Source organism: Ruminococcus sp. zg-924 (genome assembly GCF_024433635.1).
In the GTDB taxonomy this organism is placed as follows: Bacteria; Bacillota; Clostridia; order Oscillospirales; family Acutalibacteraceae; genus UBA7067.
On the sequence record NZ_WNJZ01000011.1, the window covers coordinates 79,287 to 94,159 of the forward strand.

Consider the following 14,873-nt stretch of genomic DNA (forward strand, 5'->3'; position numbering starts at 1 on the left):
GAAAACCGTTTCATTTTGATACAGTCTATTTTTTATATTATTAATTGTTATGCTCCATTCTCTCTTGCTTTGAGAATACGCAACCACAGTAATCCTGACGGTATAAATTGTATTGCCGTGACAACTCGGTTGAACGCTTGAAGCCGTTTTTCTTTTTGAAATCCGAAGCAAGGTATTTTACTTTGCATTTTGCTTCAAGCTCAAACCCTATATTATTGATAAGCGACGCATTTTTCAGCGGACTGATTGTCAAGGTTGTGGCAAAGTAGTCAAATCCCTTATCCTTTGCCAGAGACGCAGTTTTTCCAAGACGCAGCTCAAAGCATTTTTCACATCTTTTGCCGCCTTCTTTTTCCTTTTCAAGGCCCTTGATGTGGCTGTAAAATTCATCGGGAACAAACGGAACATCAATGTAGCTTAACGGGTGCTTTGACTTAAACTCGCTTATAAAGCGCTTTTGCTCACTGCTACGTGTTTCGTATTCTTCATTGGGATAAAGGTTGGGGTTATAATAGAAAACAGTGATTTCAAAATAATCGGACAAATATTCTATAACATAGCTGCTGCAAGGTGCACAGCAGCTGTGAAGCAAAAGCTTGGGAACCAACCCTGAGCTTTTATTTTTTTCAATCAGCGCATCCATTTCACGCTGATAATTAATCCTGTTCGGCTCAGCCATTCAAAATCACCCTGCATAGCTCGTCTGCACTTGAAACTGTTATTTTTGCACCCTCGTTTTCAAGCTCCTCTTTAGTTCTGAAACCCCATAAAACGCCGCAGAAGTCGAGTCCTGCATTTCTCGCTGTGATAACATCAACATTACTGTCACCAACATAGATGCACTCTGACTTAGATACAGAAAGCTCATTTATCAGGGCAAGAACAGACGACGGGTCAGGCTTTGTAGGAAAATCCGCCATTTTGCCCCATGCAACGTCAAATTTAATTCCGCTGAAAAGCTTATCAAGCATATTCTTCACAAACTCATCCGGCTTGTTGGAAAGCACATTAATCTTCACTCCGTTTTGCTGAAGTCTTGAAAGCATATCAACTATGCCGTCATATGGCTCTGTTTTGTCAAGGCAGTGAACAAGATAATAATCATCATATGTCTTAGTTACAAGAGAATACAGCTTGTCGTCCTTTGAAGCCTCTCCCATAGCACGCTCAATAAGCTTTGCTCTGCCGTTTCCCACAAAGTATTTGTAAGCGTCATACGGATGCGAAGGCAAGCCGTATGCTTCAAGTGCCTTATTAACGCTGTCGGCAAGGTCATAAAGCGAATTTACAAGCGTTCCGTCCAAATCAAAAACAACACATTTATACATTTATATCACCCTGTTAAAAGTTGAACCTATCGTCATAGTGCTCCTCTGGCAAGCTATTGTGCGGTTCAGAGTTTTCTTTTTCCTTTTTCTTTTCCCCTTCTTTTTCAGCCTGTCTTGCCAGCATTTCTGCGTGCTTTTTTTCCAGCGTTTTGGAGCGCTTATTAAACATAAAAATCAACAGTGCAGTCAGCATAATCATAAATCCTGCGCAAACACAGTATATTACAACTCCCTGCGGATACGGCAGTGTGGCGGTGTATTTTACGGTTGTTTCACCGCCCTTGAGGTTTAAAACATAACCGTTTTCTTTATCTATATCAAGAGAAGAAATATCGCCGGAACCGTCTGCTGTAAGACCCGAAAATCCGGAAACGCTCTCGTTACCCTTTGTATAGAGCTTATATACAAGCGGTACATCCTTGTTTTTGCCCGTAAGCATATATGAAATATTGATTTCATCTGTGAGCGATACGTTGGTAACAACGCTCATATCACCGGTGCTTTGCGAATAGGAAAGCGAATTTCCTCCGCCGAACAGCTTATTTATTTCCTCGGAAATAACCTTTGCCGAGCCTTTTGAGGATAGTCGGCAAATAACGCCGTCATCAGACTTTATTCGAGTTACAGATACGCCCTTTTTATTCAGAAAATCATAGGCGTAATCCCTGCCCTCCTGTCCGTTTACGGAGCTGTAAACAAAGTCGAAGTAGCGTGTGAAATTATCATTATCATAGCTTTCAAGCGTTACGTTAATCCCCTTAATCTCGTACTGAATACCGTCAGGAATTCTTATGTCATATACTGTGTCGGAGGATTTGAGTGAATAGATACCGTCAATCCATTCGCCTGTTTTCGCCCATACGCCGTCCTTGAGCAAAACCCCCTCGCCGTGTGTTGTTTTCAGCGGCAGAGAGTATTTGTAGCTAAGCTCCACCTTTGAGTCCTCTTTCGGAACAAAGGAAAGCGTGTTTATATTCTCCTCAAACACAAGCTGTTCTGCAAGCGGCGTACTGCTGTTGTTCTGGTCGCCATAGTAGAGCGACACAGTATCGCAGTCTAAAAATGTAGCGGTTGCATTTTGAAGCTCCGATAGAGACAGTCCGTTATATACAATCTGGTATTCCTGATTGTTGCCCTGCTGAGTCCAGCCGCTGTATGCTGCGTCCTGAAGAGTTCTTTTTTTCATAATAGAAATAAGCTTTTCGCCCATTTCCTCATATGTTTTCTGCGGAACTGATAAGGTAAATTTTCGGTCATAATTATCCTTTTTATTGTTTGTTGTTTCAATATATATTGCAGTAACAGGATAACCCTTAACAGCGTTTATTTCTGTGTTTTCGCTCTTACAGCTCTGAATATCGCCGCCCATATTGATTACGTTTGATGTACAGCTTAAATCGAACTGCAAATCATTGTATTTTTTCTCTTCAATTCCGTTTTTAAGCCAGCTGAACAAATCGTCTGTTTTTATGTCCTCAATATAGTGCCAGCCCTTTGCAAGCTCGCTGTTCGGGTGAACAAGAGAAGCCTGCACCTGCTTGTTGGTTATAGCTGCAAGCTTGGAGAGATAATCTGACCTTGAATCAAAGGTGAGCGTAAATATATATTTTAAGTTTCCGTCCTCCTCTACCTCCTCACGCTGAAGCACCGATGGACAGTATTCGCCTATAATCTCGTTGAATTTTGCCCTTGTATCAGAGCTGCTTGTAAACGCTGAGCCTGAGTTCAGCGTCATTGTGCGAACACCCTTGAATTGGGCGTCAATTTTAAGCATACTCTCGTATTCAAAGGTCTTTTCGCCACAGCCGTAAAAGGTAAAAAGCGGTACAGCTAAAAGCAGTATAAGCAAAAAAGACGTTAATTTTCTCTTCATTTTCCTTCCTCCTTATATTCCCTTTTCCTGTGCCAGCAGCACTGCTCTTACAGGTGACGCTTCAAGAGCTGACAGTTTCAGTGGAAACGCTGATAGAATGTAGTTTCCGTCCTCTACTGAGCTTAAATCAAGACCCTCTAAAATTAAAATATTATGCAAAAACAACTCACGGTGAATTTCAAATTCCTCGTCAGGCTGTGCAACGGAAAGCCCGTCTATACCAATTAGATTTATTCCGAAATCGCTCAGCACAAACACTGCGCTTGGGGTTAAGTACGCTTCGCCCTCTCCCCTTATCAAAAGCTTTTTGCGGCAGTGCGGCAAAATCTGCTCCATATCCTCACCTGTTATTATGCCGCTTATCGTTACAACGGTGCATTGCCCGTAAAAGCGTGAAAGCGAAAGATCGCCTATTTTTTCACCGTCGTCAAGATAGTGGTATGGCGAGTCTATATGCGTTCCCGTATGAGTACATATAGATATTTCCGAGAGGTTGTACTCTTCACCGTATTCAATTTTAGAAAGCCATTCCGCTTTAGGCTTCGGGTCGCCCGGATATATCGGTGAATTTAATATATCCTGCGAAATATCATACAGAAGCATATTTTACACTCCCTCAATCAATAAAGTGTATTCTACCATATTTCAGAAAATTTTTCGACAAAACCTTACAGCAAAAGCAGCTTATTCCTCTTTGTCAAATTTAAGCAATCCGATTACTATTCCAAGCAGAGCAAACATGCAAGACGCAATTGCAATAAGCGTTCTTTCGGAGGATGACGCAAAAAGATACGAGGCAAATGAAATAAGCAGCACAATCGCCGCTGCGATTATACAAAAAATGATACTGTATTGATTTATAAATTTCATTTTACGCTCTCCTTTGTCATTTCATTGCACAAATCAGCAAAGCTTTGCAGCGTAAGCTGTTCGGCACGGTAGTTTGACGGTATTCCGCATTTTTCAAGCAGAATATTTATTTTAGTCTTTTCAATGTTCAAGCCTGAGCTTAAGCAGTTCGGCAGCGTCTTTCTTCTTTGGGCAAAGGCTGCTTTTATTATTTTGAAAAGCAAGGCTTCGTCAGACACAGACACAGGCGGAGTTTTGTTGATATTCAACCTGATAACAGCCGAATCCACCTTTGGAGCAGGCATAAAACTACCAGCTGACACGCCGAAGAGCATCTGAGCCTCGGCATAATAATTAACAGCAACCGTAAGTGCAGAGGACTGCCGTGTTCCTACTTCTGCACAGATTCGCTGAGCCGCCTCCTTTTGCACCATTACGGTTATCGCCTGTATAGGCAACCGCAATTCAAGCAATCGCATAATAACCGGGGATGTAATATAATACGGAAGGTTTGCGCATATGCACACAGACATTCCCTTAAACTCCTCGTCAATCAGTCGGTTAAAGTCAACCTTGAGTGCGTCATCGTTTATAACCTTAATATTGTCAAAATCTGCAAGCGTTTCCGAAAGCACCGGCAAAAGTCTTTTATCAAGCTCCACCGCAACAACCTTGTCTGCAAGGCGTGCAAGCTCACAGGTCAGAACGCCGATACCCGGACCTATCTCTATAACTGCGACTCCCTGTGTTGCTCCGCTTTCCGCCGCCATCCTCGGACATACAGATGGATTTATCAAAAAGTTTTGCCCAAGCGATTTTGAAAAAGTAAAGCCGTGACGTGAAAGTATTGATTTTATATTTGAAATGTTTGATAGCTTTTCCATTATATAACCTTAATTATTTCTTAACCCTTTGGGGTATTTATTTTTCAGTCGTCCGTTCACAGCCTTTGCAAAGCCTGTGCTTACACCGTCAACCGCAACAAGGCAATAGCCCTTGAGCTTTTCATCACATTCTGTTTCCTCACCGTGAAGAAACGCCTTAATCTCTGCACTGTCACTTGAATAATCAACACACTGCCGAGCTTCAGACGGTGAAAGCGACATAAAAAAGCTGTGGTGAGGCTCAAGGCGGTTTTTCTTCTGCTGAGCAAACAGCACGCCGGCACGGAGTATATTCAGTCCGCTAAAGGACGGCATTATCTGCGGCAAAATCAAAATGTTGTCCCTTTGAAGCATAAAACAACAATCCTGCGGTTTTTTCACTATGCCTTCATACAATGTGAAAATATCCTTTTTAATTGCCGTCAACTCACGGGTGTTAAGGCTTAAAAAATTAAATTCAGGCGTGTGGTACGGGTTTTCACCTACTCTTTTAAGTTTGACAGCATAATGGCCCTCGCCGCCGTCCATAGGAAAAATTCGCAAGCCGTTGTTATCTGTTTTTCTGCCGAATTTTTCACCGCTTTCAACCGAAATAAAATCAGAGTGCCTTCGCAAAAACTCGGCTGTTACCTCCTCGTTTTCTTCATAAGAAAAGGTGCAGGTAGAATATACAAGCTCGCCGCCCTCTTTAAGTGCTTTTGCGGCGCAATCCAAGATTTCAAGCTGACGTGACTTACAGAGCAACACGTTGCTCCTGCTCCACTCGCCTATTGCGTCGTTGTCCTTTCTGAACATTCCCTCGCCCGAACACGGAGCATCGACAAGCACCTTGTCAAAATAGCCTGCAAGCTCATCACAAAGGCGTTTTGGGGTTTCGCTTGACACAACGGCATTTTTAACGCCGCAGCGTTCAATATTCGACAAAAGAATATTTGCCCTTGATTTTATTATCTCGTTGCTCCACAAAAGTCCTGTTCCGTTAAGCCTTGCTGCTATCTGCGTTGACTTGCCGCCGGGAGCTGCACATAAATCGAGAACCTTGTCATTTTCCTTAACGTCAAGCAGAGTAACAGCACTCATCGCCGACGGTTCCTGAACGTAAAACGCTCCTGCGTGGTGAAGCGGCGTTGTACCAATGCTTTGAACACTGTTATCGAGATAATAGCCGTTTTCAGCAAAGGGATTTTTTTGAATTTTACCGAAAAAAACCGTTTCAAGCTTCTGAGCAGTGCATTTTAATGTATTCACTCTCAGCCCTTTATAAGGCGGCTTTTTGTATTCGTCAAAAAGATTTTTTGCTTCATCACCGAGCAGCTTTTTCATATCTGATATAAATTCTTGCGGTAAGCTTATATTCATAGTATCTCCAAGTATAAACAAAACGTATTTACTAATAATAAAATCTGTCGGGAGGTGAAAAGAATGAACAACAGATTTAATCAGAACAACAATAACAACAACATTTTCCAGAACAACAGGAATAACAATAAGAACAACAACCAGAATAACAACCAGAACAACAACCAGAACAACAACCAGAATAATAACCAGAACAATAACCAGAACAATAACCAAAATCAGAATTTCAGAAACAACAGACAGAACCAGAACTTCTGATTTTGCAGGAAACCCGAATTACCCCTCGGGTTTCCTGATACATATTAATAACCGAGCTGCTCCTTTATGATAACTACCTTAATTCTGTTCTTATGTCTTTGCTGTGCCGAAACAGCATAATTGCAGCAGATTCTGCCGCTGCCGCCACAGCCGTCACACATTGACGGATTATCTTTCTTAAGTGAAATACACTCGCCTGTCTTGCTGCAAGGTGTTTCACAGCTTAAGCGGACTGTGTTTGCAGGAGCCGCAAGGGTTTTGACTCTCATTATAGCCTCGTCAAGATTTCTTACAAGCTTGTTGTAGCCGACAAACATAATAACCGACTTAGGACCATAAAGAATTGCGGAAATTCTGTTTGAGTTGCCGTCAACATTGTAAAGCTCTCCGTTTTCCGTAACGGCGTTTGAGCTTGTAAGGTAAACATCGGCAAAGTAAGCCTTGCGGTAAATTTCCTCTATTTCTTCCCTTGTAAGACCCGACTTGTCTCTGTCAAGATAATTATACTCGCCGCTTTTTAACAGTTCCCTGATGCCAAGCTGCTTTAAGGTTTCGGAGCCGCCGTGAGTTACAGTATCGCCGGGCTTAACAAGCTTTTTGAAAAGCTCCAGAGCCTCTGCGGTATTTTCACAGCAATATGCCTCCATATTATTTTTTTTCAAATTTTCAATAGTTTTTTTAATTCTTAATTCAAGAATCTCCATCGGTATTTTTTCCATAAAGACCACCCTAAAATCATATTTATATTAGTATATCACATTACGCTAAATAAAAAAAGAGCAAAACGACAAAAAGCGTGGAAAACACCGCAATAACTGCCGACATATATAAAATAGAAAATGAGAATGATAAAATTATGCAAAGAGGAATTTTTCGGCGGAAAAATATTGAAAGAAATCTGAATTAATGCTATAATAAGCTAATAATGCGGCAAACTGCCTGATTTGGCAATGCTTAATAGAAAACTATTACCCGAAAGGAACATTATATTATGATTAAAGAAAACGTATACCGCACACATCTTTGCGGTGATTTGAGAGAAAGCGACATTGGAAAAACAGTCAGAGTTTCGGGCTGGGTTGAAACAATCCGTGACCACGGCGGCGTTATGTTCATTGATGTTCGTGACCAGTACGGCGTTGTTCAGGTTGTTGTTCACGACGACGAGCTTCTGAAAGACGTTAACAAGGAATGTACCGTTACAATTAGCGGCAAGGTTGTTAAAAGAGATGAAGAAACAATCAACCCCAAGATTGCAACAGGTACTGTTGAGATTGTAACCGAAGAGCTTAAGGTTATCGGCAAATGCAAGAACAACCTACCGTTTGAGGTTCTCAATTCAACCGACACAAAAGAGGATATAAGACTTAAGTACCGTTTTCTTGATTTGAGAAATCCAAAGGTACACAATAATATACTGTTCCGCAGCAGAGTTGTTTCTTTCCTGCGCTCAAAGATGACAGAGCTTGGCTTCAACGAGATTAACACGCCTATCCTCTCTGCAAGCTCACCTGAAGGCGCAAGAGATTACCTTATTCCGAGCAGAAAGCACAAGGGCAAGTTCTATGCTCTGCCGCAGGCTCCGCAGATTTTCAAGCAGCTTTTGATGGTTTCGGGCTTTGACAAATACTTCCAGATTGCTCCTTGCTTCCGTGACGAAGACGCAAGAGCAGACCGTTCACCGGGCGAATTCTATCAGCTCGACTTTGAGATGGCTTTTGCAACTCAGGAAGATGTTTTTGATATAGCTGAGCAGGTACTTTATGAAACCTTTACAAAGTTCAGCGACAAAGAGGTTTCAAAGCCGCCGTTTAAGAGAATACCGTACAAAGAGGCTATGATAACCTACGGTACGGATAAACCGGATCTCAGAAACCCGCTTATCATCAAGGATATAAGCGATATGTTCGCTGAAACAGACTTCAAGCCGTTCCTTAAAAAGACGGTTCGTTCAATAAATGTACCCGACGCTGCAAAACAGTCAAAGACCTGGTTCAAAAAGATGGAGGAATTTGCTCTGTCTATCGGTATGAAGGGTCTTGGATATGTAAAGGTAAGAGAGGACTTAACCTTTGACGGTCCTATTGACAAGTTCCTCAAAGAGGGCGACCGTGAGAAGCTTATTGAAATTAACAATTCAAAATCAGGCGACGTAATTTACTTTATCGCCGATTCAGCCGAGAATGCACCGAAGCTTGCAGGTCAGATAAGAACAGAGGTTGCAAACCGCCTTGAACTTATTGACAATAGCCGCTTTGAGCTTTGCTTTATTGTTGACTTCCCTATGTATGAGCATGACGAGGAGTCAGGTGCTATTATATTTACACACAACCCATTCTCTATGCCGCAGGGAGGTATGGAGGCTCTTCAGAATATGGACCCGTGCGACATTTTAGCATATCAGTATGACATTGTCTGCGACGGCGTAGAGCTTTCTTCCGGCGCTGTAAGAAACCACGACCTTGACATTATGATAAAGGCATTTGAGATTGCAGGCTACAGCGAGGAGGACCTTAAAAACAAGTTCTCTTCACTTTACAACGCATTCCAGTACGGAGCACCGCCGCACGCCGGTATGGCTCCGGGTGTTGACAGAATGCTTATGTTGCTTTGCGGCGAGGAAAATATCCGTGAGGTTATTGCCTTCCCTATGAACAGCAACGCACAAGACGTTTTGCTTGGCGCTCCGAACGAGGTATCGGAGCAGCAGCTGCGTGAGGTACACATTAAATTAAGATAAACAAAGAGGTGAATGCTTTGGTAACGCATGAGGATATTTTACAGATTGCTAATCTTGCGAAATTATCAGTCCCCGAGGAGGAGCTTGACGCTTTGACAAAGGATATGGGCGAGATTATTGAGTTTGCTAATACAATCAACAACGCTGCCGAGGACGGCGAGTCTTTTGACAATATCAACAACCTTTCAAATGTACTCAGAAAGGACGAGGTTGTGCCGTCGCTTGATGTTGATGAGATTCTTAAGAATGCAAACGACAGCGAAAACGATCATTTTCTTGTTAAAAAGAGAGTGCTTTAATCCATTGGAAAGGACTGAAACAAAATGAGCCAAATTCAGGGAAAAATCAGCAAAATAAGCTCTATGCTCAAAAGCCGTGAAATATCCTGTACCGAGCTTACAGAACAATATCTCTCTGAAATTGATAAAATAAACGGTGAGCTTAACGCTTATGTAAACGTCACACCTGACACTGCGCTTGAAACGGCAAAAAAGGTTGATGAAAAGCTTGCAAAGGGCGAGGAGCTTGCACCCTTAGAGGGTATTCCAATGACCCTTAAGGACAACATTTCCACAAACGGAATCGAAACCACCTGTTGCTCAAAGATACTTAAGGGCTACAAGCCGATTTATGACGCAACGGTGTGGCATAACCTTAAAAATCAGAATGCCGTACTTCTCGGCAAAACTAATATGGACGAGTTCGCAATGGGTTCATCTTGCGAAACCTCCTGCTTCGGAGGTGCAAAAAATCCGCACAATACTAATCACGTTGCAGGCGGAAGCTCCGGCGGCGTTGCTTCGGCAGTCGGCGGAAATATTGCGGCTTACGGTCTTGGCTCCGACACGGGCGGCTCAATCCGCCAACCGGCAAGCTTCTGCGGTATAGTAGGATTAAAACCGACCTACGGCTCTGTTTCCCGTTACGGCCTCATCGCTTATGCTTCAAGCCTTGACCAGATAGGACCTATTACAACAACAGTTGAGGATGCGGCAACAGTATTTGACGCTATATCCTTATATGATAAAATGGATTCTACTTCACAGGGTAAAAAACGTGCTGCTTGCGACACCCTGAAGAATTCAATCAAGGGTATAAAGATAGGCATTGCAAGAGAATACCTTGAGGGCATTAGAGATGACGTTAAGGAGGCTATCCTCAACGCTGCTAAGGTGTACGAGAGCCTTGGAGCAGAGATTGTGTATTTCGACCTCCCCTCTCTTAAGTACGCTCTTCCTGTTTACTATATTATCGCCTGTGCCGAGGCTTCATCAAACCTTGGCAGATACGACGGTATCCGCTACGGCTACAAAACACCGAAGTACAACGATGTAAACGATATGATTTGCAAGACAAGAAGCGAGGGCTTCGGCAAGGAGGTTCAAAGAAGAATCCTCCTCGGCACCTACGTTCTGAGTGCAGGCTACTATGACGCATACTACAAAAAGGCTCAGAATCTCAGAGGCGCAATCGTTAAAGCATTCAGAGAAGCCTTTGAGTGCTGTGACGTTATGCTTGCACCTACCGTTCCTATGACAGCTTTTGAGTGTGGCAAGGCGGTAAGCGACCCGATTGAAACATATCTTACCGATATATGCACCGTTCCGGTGAACATTGCAGGACTTCCTGCGGTATCTATCCCCTGCGGTTTCAACGCAAATGGTATGCCGATTGGTATGCAGCTTATCGGAAACAGTTTCTGCGAGGATAAAATACTTAACGCCGCTTGGCAGTATGAGCATAGCGTTGGAACAGATATATTCAAATCTACTGAAATGGGGGTATTGCTATGAAATACGAGATGGTAGCCGGACTTGAAACTCACGTAGAGCTTGCAACCAACACTAAAATTTTCTGCGGCTGCACAACAAAATTCGGCGGTGACCCCAACACACACTGCTGCCCTATTTGTATTGGCCTGCCGGGTACCCTTCCAAAGCTTAATGAGGAGGTAGTTAACTTTGCGATTAAGGCAGGACTTGCAACAAACTGCGAAATCCCTGAAATTGCAAAAATGGACAGAAAAAACTACTGCTACCCCGACCTGCCGAAGGCTTACCAGATTTCTCAGTATGACAAGCCGCTGTGCGTAAACGGCTACGTTCAGCTTAGCAACGGCAGAAAAATCCGCCTTACACGTATTCATATTGAGGAGGACGCAGGTAAGCTCATACACAATCACGGCGACACATACGTTGATTATAACCGAGGCGGCGTTCCGCTAATTGAAATAGTAAGTGAACCTGATATTCGCTCAGTTGAAGAGGCTAAGGAATATGTTGAAAAGCTTCAGCTTATAATGAAGTATATCGGCGTTTCCGACTGCAAAATGCAGGAAGGCTCTATGAGATGTGATGTGAACATCTCTGTAAGACCTGTGGGCAGTGAGGAGTTTGGCACAAGAACAGAAATTAAGAATATGAACTCAATCACATATATGGCTAAGGCGATGGAATATGAGTTTTCACGTCAGGTTGACTTGATTGAAAGCGGCGGCAAGGTTGAACAGCAGACCCTCAGATATGATGAGGTAAGCGACACCACCTCTTCTATGAGAGGCAAGGAGGATGCTAACGATTACCGTTATTTCCGTGACCCTGACCTTGTTACCATTCACGTTCCTGCTGAAAAGGTTGAGAAAATCAAGGCAACTTTGCCGGAGCTGCCCGACAAAAAGCTTGAGAGATATATAAACGAGCTTGAGATTCCGGAAAACGATGCAAGGCTTATTGTTAAATACCACAAGGTTGCACAGTTCTTTGAAAAAGCAAGCGAGAACACAAAAACGCCGAGAACAGCCGCAAACTTCATTATCGGTCAGATTTTCTCTATTCTTGATAATGACAGCGCAAAGGAAGCGTTCGACATAAAGGTAAGCGGCGAGAATTTGAATGCCTTAATCAAGCTGCTTGACGAGGGCAAAATCAAGATGAACCTTGCTAAAAAGACCCTTGCCAAGATGCTTGAAACAGGCAAGGCGCCGTCTGAGCTTATAGATGAAAGCGATATGGGCGGTCTGGATGAAAGTGCTCTTGATGAGCTTTGCAGGCAGGCTATTGAGGCTAATCCAAATGCTGTTTCCGACTACAAAAACGGCAAGGTTAAGGCTATTAAGGCTCTTGTGGGCTTTATTATGAAGAACAGCCGAGGCAAAGCAGACGCTGCGGCAGCCGAGCAGAAGCTTATCAATATGATTGGCTAAAATTTATTCTTAATATAAAAGTTGGAGGTAATTTATTATGTTAATATGTCCGAAATGCGGAACAGAGTTGAATGACGGAGTTGTTTACTGCTCAAAGTGCGGTACAAACGTAACGCATCAGAGCCAGCCAAACGGAGCTGCCCAGAACAACACAGCGCAGCAAAACCCGTTCCAGAACTCAGCACAGCAAAACTACAACGGCACAACATCAGACAAATTCAAGGCAGGTGTTAATTCAGCGGTAAACAAAACAAAGACCTTTTTCTTTAACACCGCCGATGAAACCTCAATGCAGGATGTCAGCGATGTTCAGGAAAACAAGATTTTAGCGCTTGTCAGCTATCTTGGCTACTTCTTCTTTATCCCGATGATAGTAAAGCCGTATTCTCGCTATCTGAGATTTCACGGCAATCAAGGCTTGACCCTGTGTTTGTATCTTGTTGCTGTATCAATCCTTAACACTGTTTTGACAAGCATAATCGGCATAGCAGGATACTCTGGTATTGGTGCATTGATTGCCGTTACAATTATCAATTCAATCATTTCAATTATTCTCTACGGCTCGTTTGTGCTGCTTGCAGCAATAGGCATATACAACGCCGTTAAGGGATTTGCAAGGGAGCTACCCGTTATTGGAAAAATCAGAATTTTAAGAGAGTATTGATTACATAATATTAACATCATTAAAAAAGGAACGGATTACACGCCGTTCCTTTTTTCTGTGGCAACTCAGCACAATAGCGGTGTGCCGCGTTGCTTTATTTTTTTGAAATTCTCTACCTCATACGGAATGTCGAGGTTTATAGAACATTTCACTATCTGCTTTTTATGTATCTTACCACTGTTTCAACGGTGTCGATAAGAATTGCAAACAAGATAACTACGAGTAAAAAGAGCTGGAAATTGTTGAATATTGAAATTATGAACTGCGGCGTATCCGAGAATACGTCGGGAATCCATGATAAAAACTCATTGCTCATAATATTTGTATTGAGCAACCAGCAGATGGCAAGCACTATGGAAAATGTATTTGCAATTGCCGTTGTAAGCATAACCTTGAAATTATATCTGCCTTCAATAAGCCTTATGATTTCACGCACAATTCCTGCGAGTGCAAACATCACTAATATATACCAACATTCTCTTAACACCTCGGCGTTGAGTATTGGTATTACAAGGTTCTGTCCCGATATAATAACGCAGAAAATCTGAGGTGCAAAAAGGAAAACTATAAGGAAAACCACAGAAAAGCAGATTCCTATAATTGAGCCAGCCCTTGAAATTTTCTCGTTTTTCTTCGGTACAGGCGGCAGGCTGTCAACACCACCGTATGTATTTATTTTTATATCCTTATGGTAGAAAAATGCGAAAAGCAGAGTAACAAACGCAAATGCTTGAAAAGAGCTTACAAAGATTGCAGATATAAAGCCTCCAACTGCAAAATACCAAACACCCGACGGAGAAAAAATACCGGACAAAATTTCTGCACAAGTGATTCCGCATACTACGCATATCAGAACAATTTTGAGAACAAATTTGTATGTTGAATAATACGGTGCTCCTATAAGGCAGTTTTTACCGTTGCCACTGTATTTTTCGGCAAGCTCATACGGATTTCCAAGCTCTGTAAGAACTACCCTTACATCGTGGCCAGTCGGTGTTAAATCACCGCAACGCTCAAGCAGCATATCATCAATAAGACCTCGCAACTCGTTTGATATATCCTCTTTCTTCTTTTCAGGCAGTCGCTTTACAAGTGCATAGATATATCTTTCAATTAAATCATTCTTCATTATTTTTTCCTCCCAACAAGTTATTTACATTCTTTGAGAATTCTCTCCAATGCTCAGTTGTCTTTTCAAGAACGACCAGTCCTTCGTCTGTAATTCTGTAATACTTTCTCGGCTTAGCCTCGCTTGTGTCCCACTCACTTTTTAAAAGCCCCTGTGATTCAAGCCTTCTCATAAGCGGATAAAGCGTGTTTGCTTCAATCGGTATACCATTTTCCTTAAGTTTTTTTACAAGCTCATAGCCGTAGGTGGGCTTTTTAAGCTGGCTAAGCGCCAAAAGGATTAACGTGCCTCGTCTTAATTCAAGGATAAGACCGGACACAATCTCGTCACAGTCCATTTTATTCCCTCCAATATTGTGTAAGTATTTATAGTGTGTGTCACACTCTATACTCGTATTATAATGTGTATCACACACTATGTCAAGCCTTTTTGCAAAAAAAATATCCCCAAACGGTATAAATGAACTGCCCCAAGTTATGCAGACAGTACAAAAAAGCCTACTTGATGTAGTTAAAATTAAAATTTAAGCAACAAACTGATTTCGTTTTTCTAGCGGAGTCAGTTTTGTTTTTGTTTGAATACGATAT

The 14,873-nt window shown here is 42.4% G+C and carries 16 protein-coding genes; 6 read left to right on the forward strand and 10 right to left on the reverse strand.

Features of this window, described 5'->3' with window-relative positions:
- Positions 1-40 precede the first annotated feature (40 nt).
- The 7 genes from GMA13_RS06660 to GMA13_RS06690 form a co-directional block, all read right to left on the reverse strand.
- On the reverse strand, positions 41-679 hold the full coding sequence (locus GMA13_RS06660; protein ID WP_255883320.1) for an epoxyqueuosine reductase QueH: 639 nt from the start codon (positions 677-679) through the stop codon (positions 41-43).
- Positions 672-1,328: an HAD family hydrolase gene (locus GMA13_RS06665; protein ID WP_255883321.1), complete on the reverse strand. Its 657-nt coding sequence runs from the start codon at positions 1,326-1,328 to the stop codon at positions 672-674. The genes GMA13_RS06660 and GMA13_RS06665 overlap by 8 nt, the downstream gene beginning before the upstream one ends.
- Before the next feature lie 13 nt (positions 1,329-1,341).
- A complete protein-coding gene (locus GMA13_RS06670; protein WP_255883322.1) occupies positions 1,342-3,201 on the reverse strand; it encodes an outer membrane protein assembly factor in 1,860 nt (619 codons plus the stop codon).
- A 12-nt stretch (positions 3,202-3,213) separates the two neighbouring features.
- The gene (locus tag GMA13_RS06675) at positions 3,214-3,804 is read right to left on the reverse strand and encodes a cyclase family protein (protein WP_255883323.1); all 591 of its coding nucleotides are present in this window, start codon (positions 3,802-3,804) and stop codon (positions 3,214-3,216) included.
- Positions 3,805-3,885: 81 nt separating this feature from the next.
- Positions 3,886-4,071, reverse strand: a complete 186-nt coding sequence (locus GMA13_RS06680; protein WP_255883324.1) for a hypothetical protein — start codon at positions 4,069-4,071, stop codon at positions 3,886-3,888.
- Positions 4,068-4,934: a 16S rRNA (adenine(1518)-N(6)/adenine(1519)-N(6))-dimethyltransferase RsmA gene (gene rsmA, locus GMA13_RS06685; RefSeq protein ID WP_255883325.1), complete on the reverse strand. Its 867-nt coding sequence runs from the start codon at positions 4,932-4,934 to the stop codon at positions 4,068-4,070. The genes GMA13_RS06680 and rsmA overlap by 4 nt, the downstream gene beginning before the upstream one ends.
- 9 nt (positions 4,935-4,943) lie before the next feature.
- The gene (locus GMA13_RS06690) at positions 4,944-6,293 is read right to left on the reverse strand and encodes an RsmB/NOP family class I SAM-dependent RNA methyltransferase (RefSeq protein ID WP_255883326.1); all 1,350 of its coding nucleotides are present in this window, start codon (positions 6,291-6,293) and stop codon (positions 4,944-4,946) included.
- 63 nt (positions 6,294-6,356) lie between these two features.
- Here GMA13_RS06690 and GMA13_RS06695 point away from each other — a divergent pair, with 63 nt between their 5' ends.
- On the forward strand, positions 6,357-6,551 hold the full coding sequence (locus tag GMA13_RS06695; protein WP_255883327.1) for a hypothetical protein: 195 nt from the start codon (positions 6,357-6,359) through the stop codon (positions 6,549-6,551).
- Between the two features lie 44 nt (positions 6,552-6,595).
- On the opposite strand, the gene GMA13_RS06700 is transcribed toward GMA13_RS06695, so the two are convergent.
- A complete protein-coding gene (locus tag GMA13_RS06700) occupies positions 6,596-7,270 on the reverse strand; it encodes a lactate utilization protein (RefSeq protein WP_255883328.1) in 675 nt (224 codons plus the stop codon).
- A gap of 272 nt (positions 7,271-7,542) precedes the next feature.
- On the opposite strand from GMA13_RS06700, the gene aspS reads away from it, so the two are divergent.
- Genes aspS through GMA13_RS06725 form a run of 5 tightly spaced genes read left to right on the forward strand, consistent with a single transcriptional unit; the run spans position 7,543 to position 13,157 of the window.
- Positions 7,543-9,291, forward strand: coding sequence for an aspartate--tRNA ligase (aspS, locus tag GMA13_RS06705; protein ID WP_255883329.1), 1,749 nt, complete (start codon positions 7,543-7,545; stop codon positions 9,289-9,291).
- A gap of 17 nt (positions 9,292-9,308) precedes the next feature.
- The gene (gatC, locus tag GMA13_RS06710) at positions 9,309-9,590 is read left to right on the forward strand and encodes an Asp-tRNA(Asn)/Glu-tRNA(Gln) amidotransferase subunit GatC (RefSeq protein ID WP_255883330.1); all 282 of its coding nucleotides are present in this window, start codon (positions 9,309-9,311) and stop codon (positions 9,588-9,590) included.
- Between the two features lie 24 nt (positions 9,591-9,614).
- On the forward strand, positions 9,615-11,084 hold the full coding sequence (gene gatA, locus GMA13_RS06715) for an Asp-tRNA(Asn)/Glu-tRNA(Gln) amidotransferase subunit GatA (protein ID WP_305119710.1): 1,470 nt from the start codon (positions 9,615-9,617) through the stop codon (positions 11,082-11,084).
- Positions 11,081-12,493, forward strand: a complete 1,413-nt coding sequence (gene gatB, locus GMA13_RS06720) for an Asp-tRNA(Asn)/Glu-tRNA(Gln) amidotransferase subunit GatB (RefSeq protein ID WP_255883331.1) — start codon at positions 11,081-11,083, stop codon at positions 12,491-12,493. Before gatA ends, gatB begins: the two co-directional genes overlap by 4 nt.
- A 37-nt stretch (positions 12,494-12,530) precedes the next feature.
- A complete protein-coding gene (locus GMA13_RS06725) occupies positions 12,531-13,157 on the forward strand; it encodes a zinc ribbon domain-containing protein (RefSeq protein WP_255883332.1) in 627 nt (208 codons plus the stop codon).
- Between the two features lie 151 nt (positions 13,158-13,308).
- On the opposite strand, the gene GMA13_RS06730 is transcribed toward GMA13_RS06725, so the two are convergent.
- Positions 13,309-14,286 (reverse strand): hypothetical protein, encoded by a 978-nt coding sequence (locus GMA13_RS06730; RefSeq protein WP_255883333.1) that lies wholly within the window; start codon positions 14,284-14,286, stop codon positions 13,309-13,311.
- On the reverse strand, positions 14,276-14,623 hold the full coding sequence (locus tag GMA13_RS06735) for a PadR family transcriptional regulator (RefSeq protein WP_255883335.1): 348 nt from the start codon (positions 14,621-14,623) through the stop codon (positions 14,276-14,278). Before GMA13_RS06735 ends, GMA13_RS06730 begins: the two co-directional genes overlap by 11 nt.
- Positions 14,624-14,873 lie beyond the last annotated feature (250 nt).

Coding starts and splice junctions, on each gene's coding strand:
- GMA13_RS06670 (WP_255883322.1), bottom strand. CDS start 3,201: ATGAAGAGAAAATTAACGTCTTTTTTGCTTATACTGCTTTTAGCTGTA.
- gatB (WP_255883331.1), top strand. CDS start 11,081: ATGAAATACGAGATGGTAGCCGGACTTGAAACTCACGTAGAGCTTGCA.
- GMA13_RS06690 (WP_255883326.1), bottom strand. CDS start 6,293: ATGAATATAAGCTTACCGCAAGAATTTATATCAGATATGAAAAAGCTG.
- rsmA (WP_255883325.1), bottom strand. CDS start 4,934: ATGGAAAAGCTATCAAACATTTCAAATATAAAATCAATACTTTCACGT.
- GMA13_RS06660 (WP_255883320.1), bottom strand. CDS start 679: ATGGCTGAGCCGAACAGGATTAATTATCAGCGTGAAATGGATGCGCTG.
- GMA13_RS06665 (WP_255883321.1), bottom strand. CDS start 1,328: ATGTATAAATGTGTTGTTTTTGATTTGGACGGAACGCTTGTAAATTCG.
- GMA13_RS06735 (WP_255883335.1), bottom strand. CDS start 14,623: ATGGACTGTGACGAGATTGTGTCCGGTCTTATCCTTGAATTAAGACGA.
- GMA13_RS06700 (WP_255883328.1), bottom strand. CDS start 7,270: ATGGAAAAAATACCGATGGAGATTCTTGAATTAAGAATTAAAAAAACT.
- gatA (WP_305119710.1), top strand. CDS start 9,615: ATGAGCCAAATTCAGGGAAAAATCAGCAAAATAAGCTCTATGCTCAAA.
- GMA13_RS06725 (WP_255883332.1), top strand. CDS start 12,531: ATGTTAATATGTCCGAAATGCGGAACAGAGTTGAATGACGGAGTTGTT.
- GMA13_RS06680 (WP_255883324.1), bottom strand. CDS start 4,071: ATGAAATTTATAAATCAATACAGTATCATTTTTTGTATAATCGCAGCG.
- GMA13_RS06675 (WP_255883323.1), bottom strand. CDS start 3,804: ATGCTTCTGTATGATATTTCGCAGGATATATTAAATTCACCGATATAT.
- GMA13_RS06730 (WP_255883333.1), bottom strand. CDS start 14,286: ATGAAGAATGATTTAATTGAAAGATATATCTATGCACTTGTAAAGCGA.
- GMA13_RS06695 (WP_255883327.1), top strand. CDS start 6,357: ATGAACAACAGATTTAATCAGAACAACAATAACAACAACATTTTCCAG.
- aspS (WP_255883329.1), top strand. CDS start 7,543: ATGATTAAAGAAAACGTATACCGCACACATCTTTGCGGTGATTTGAGA.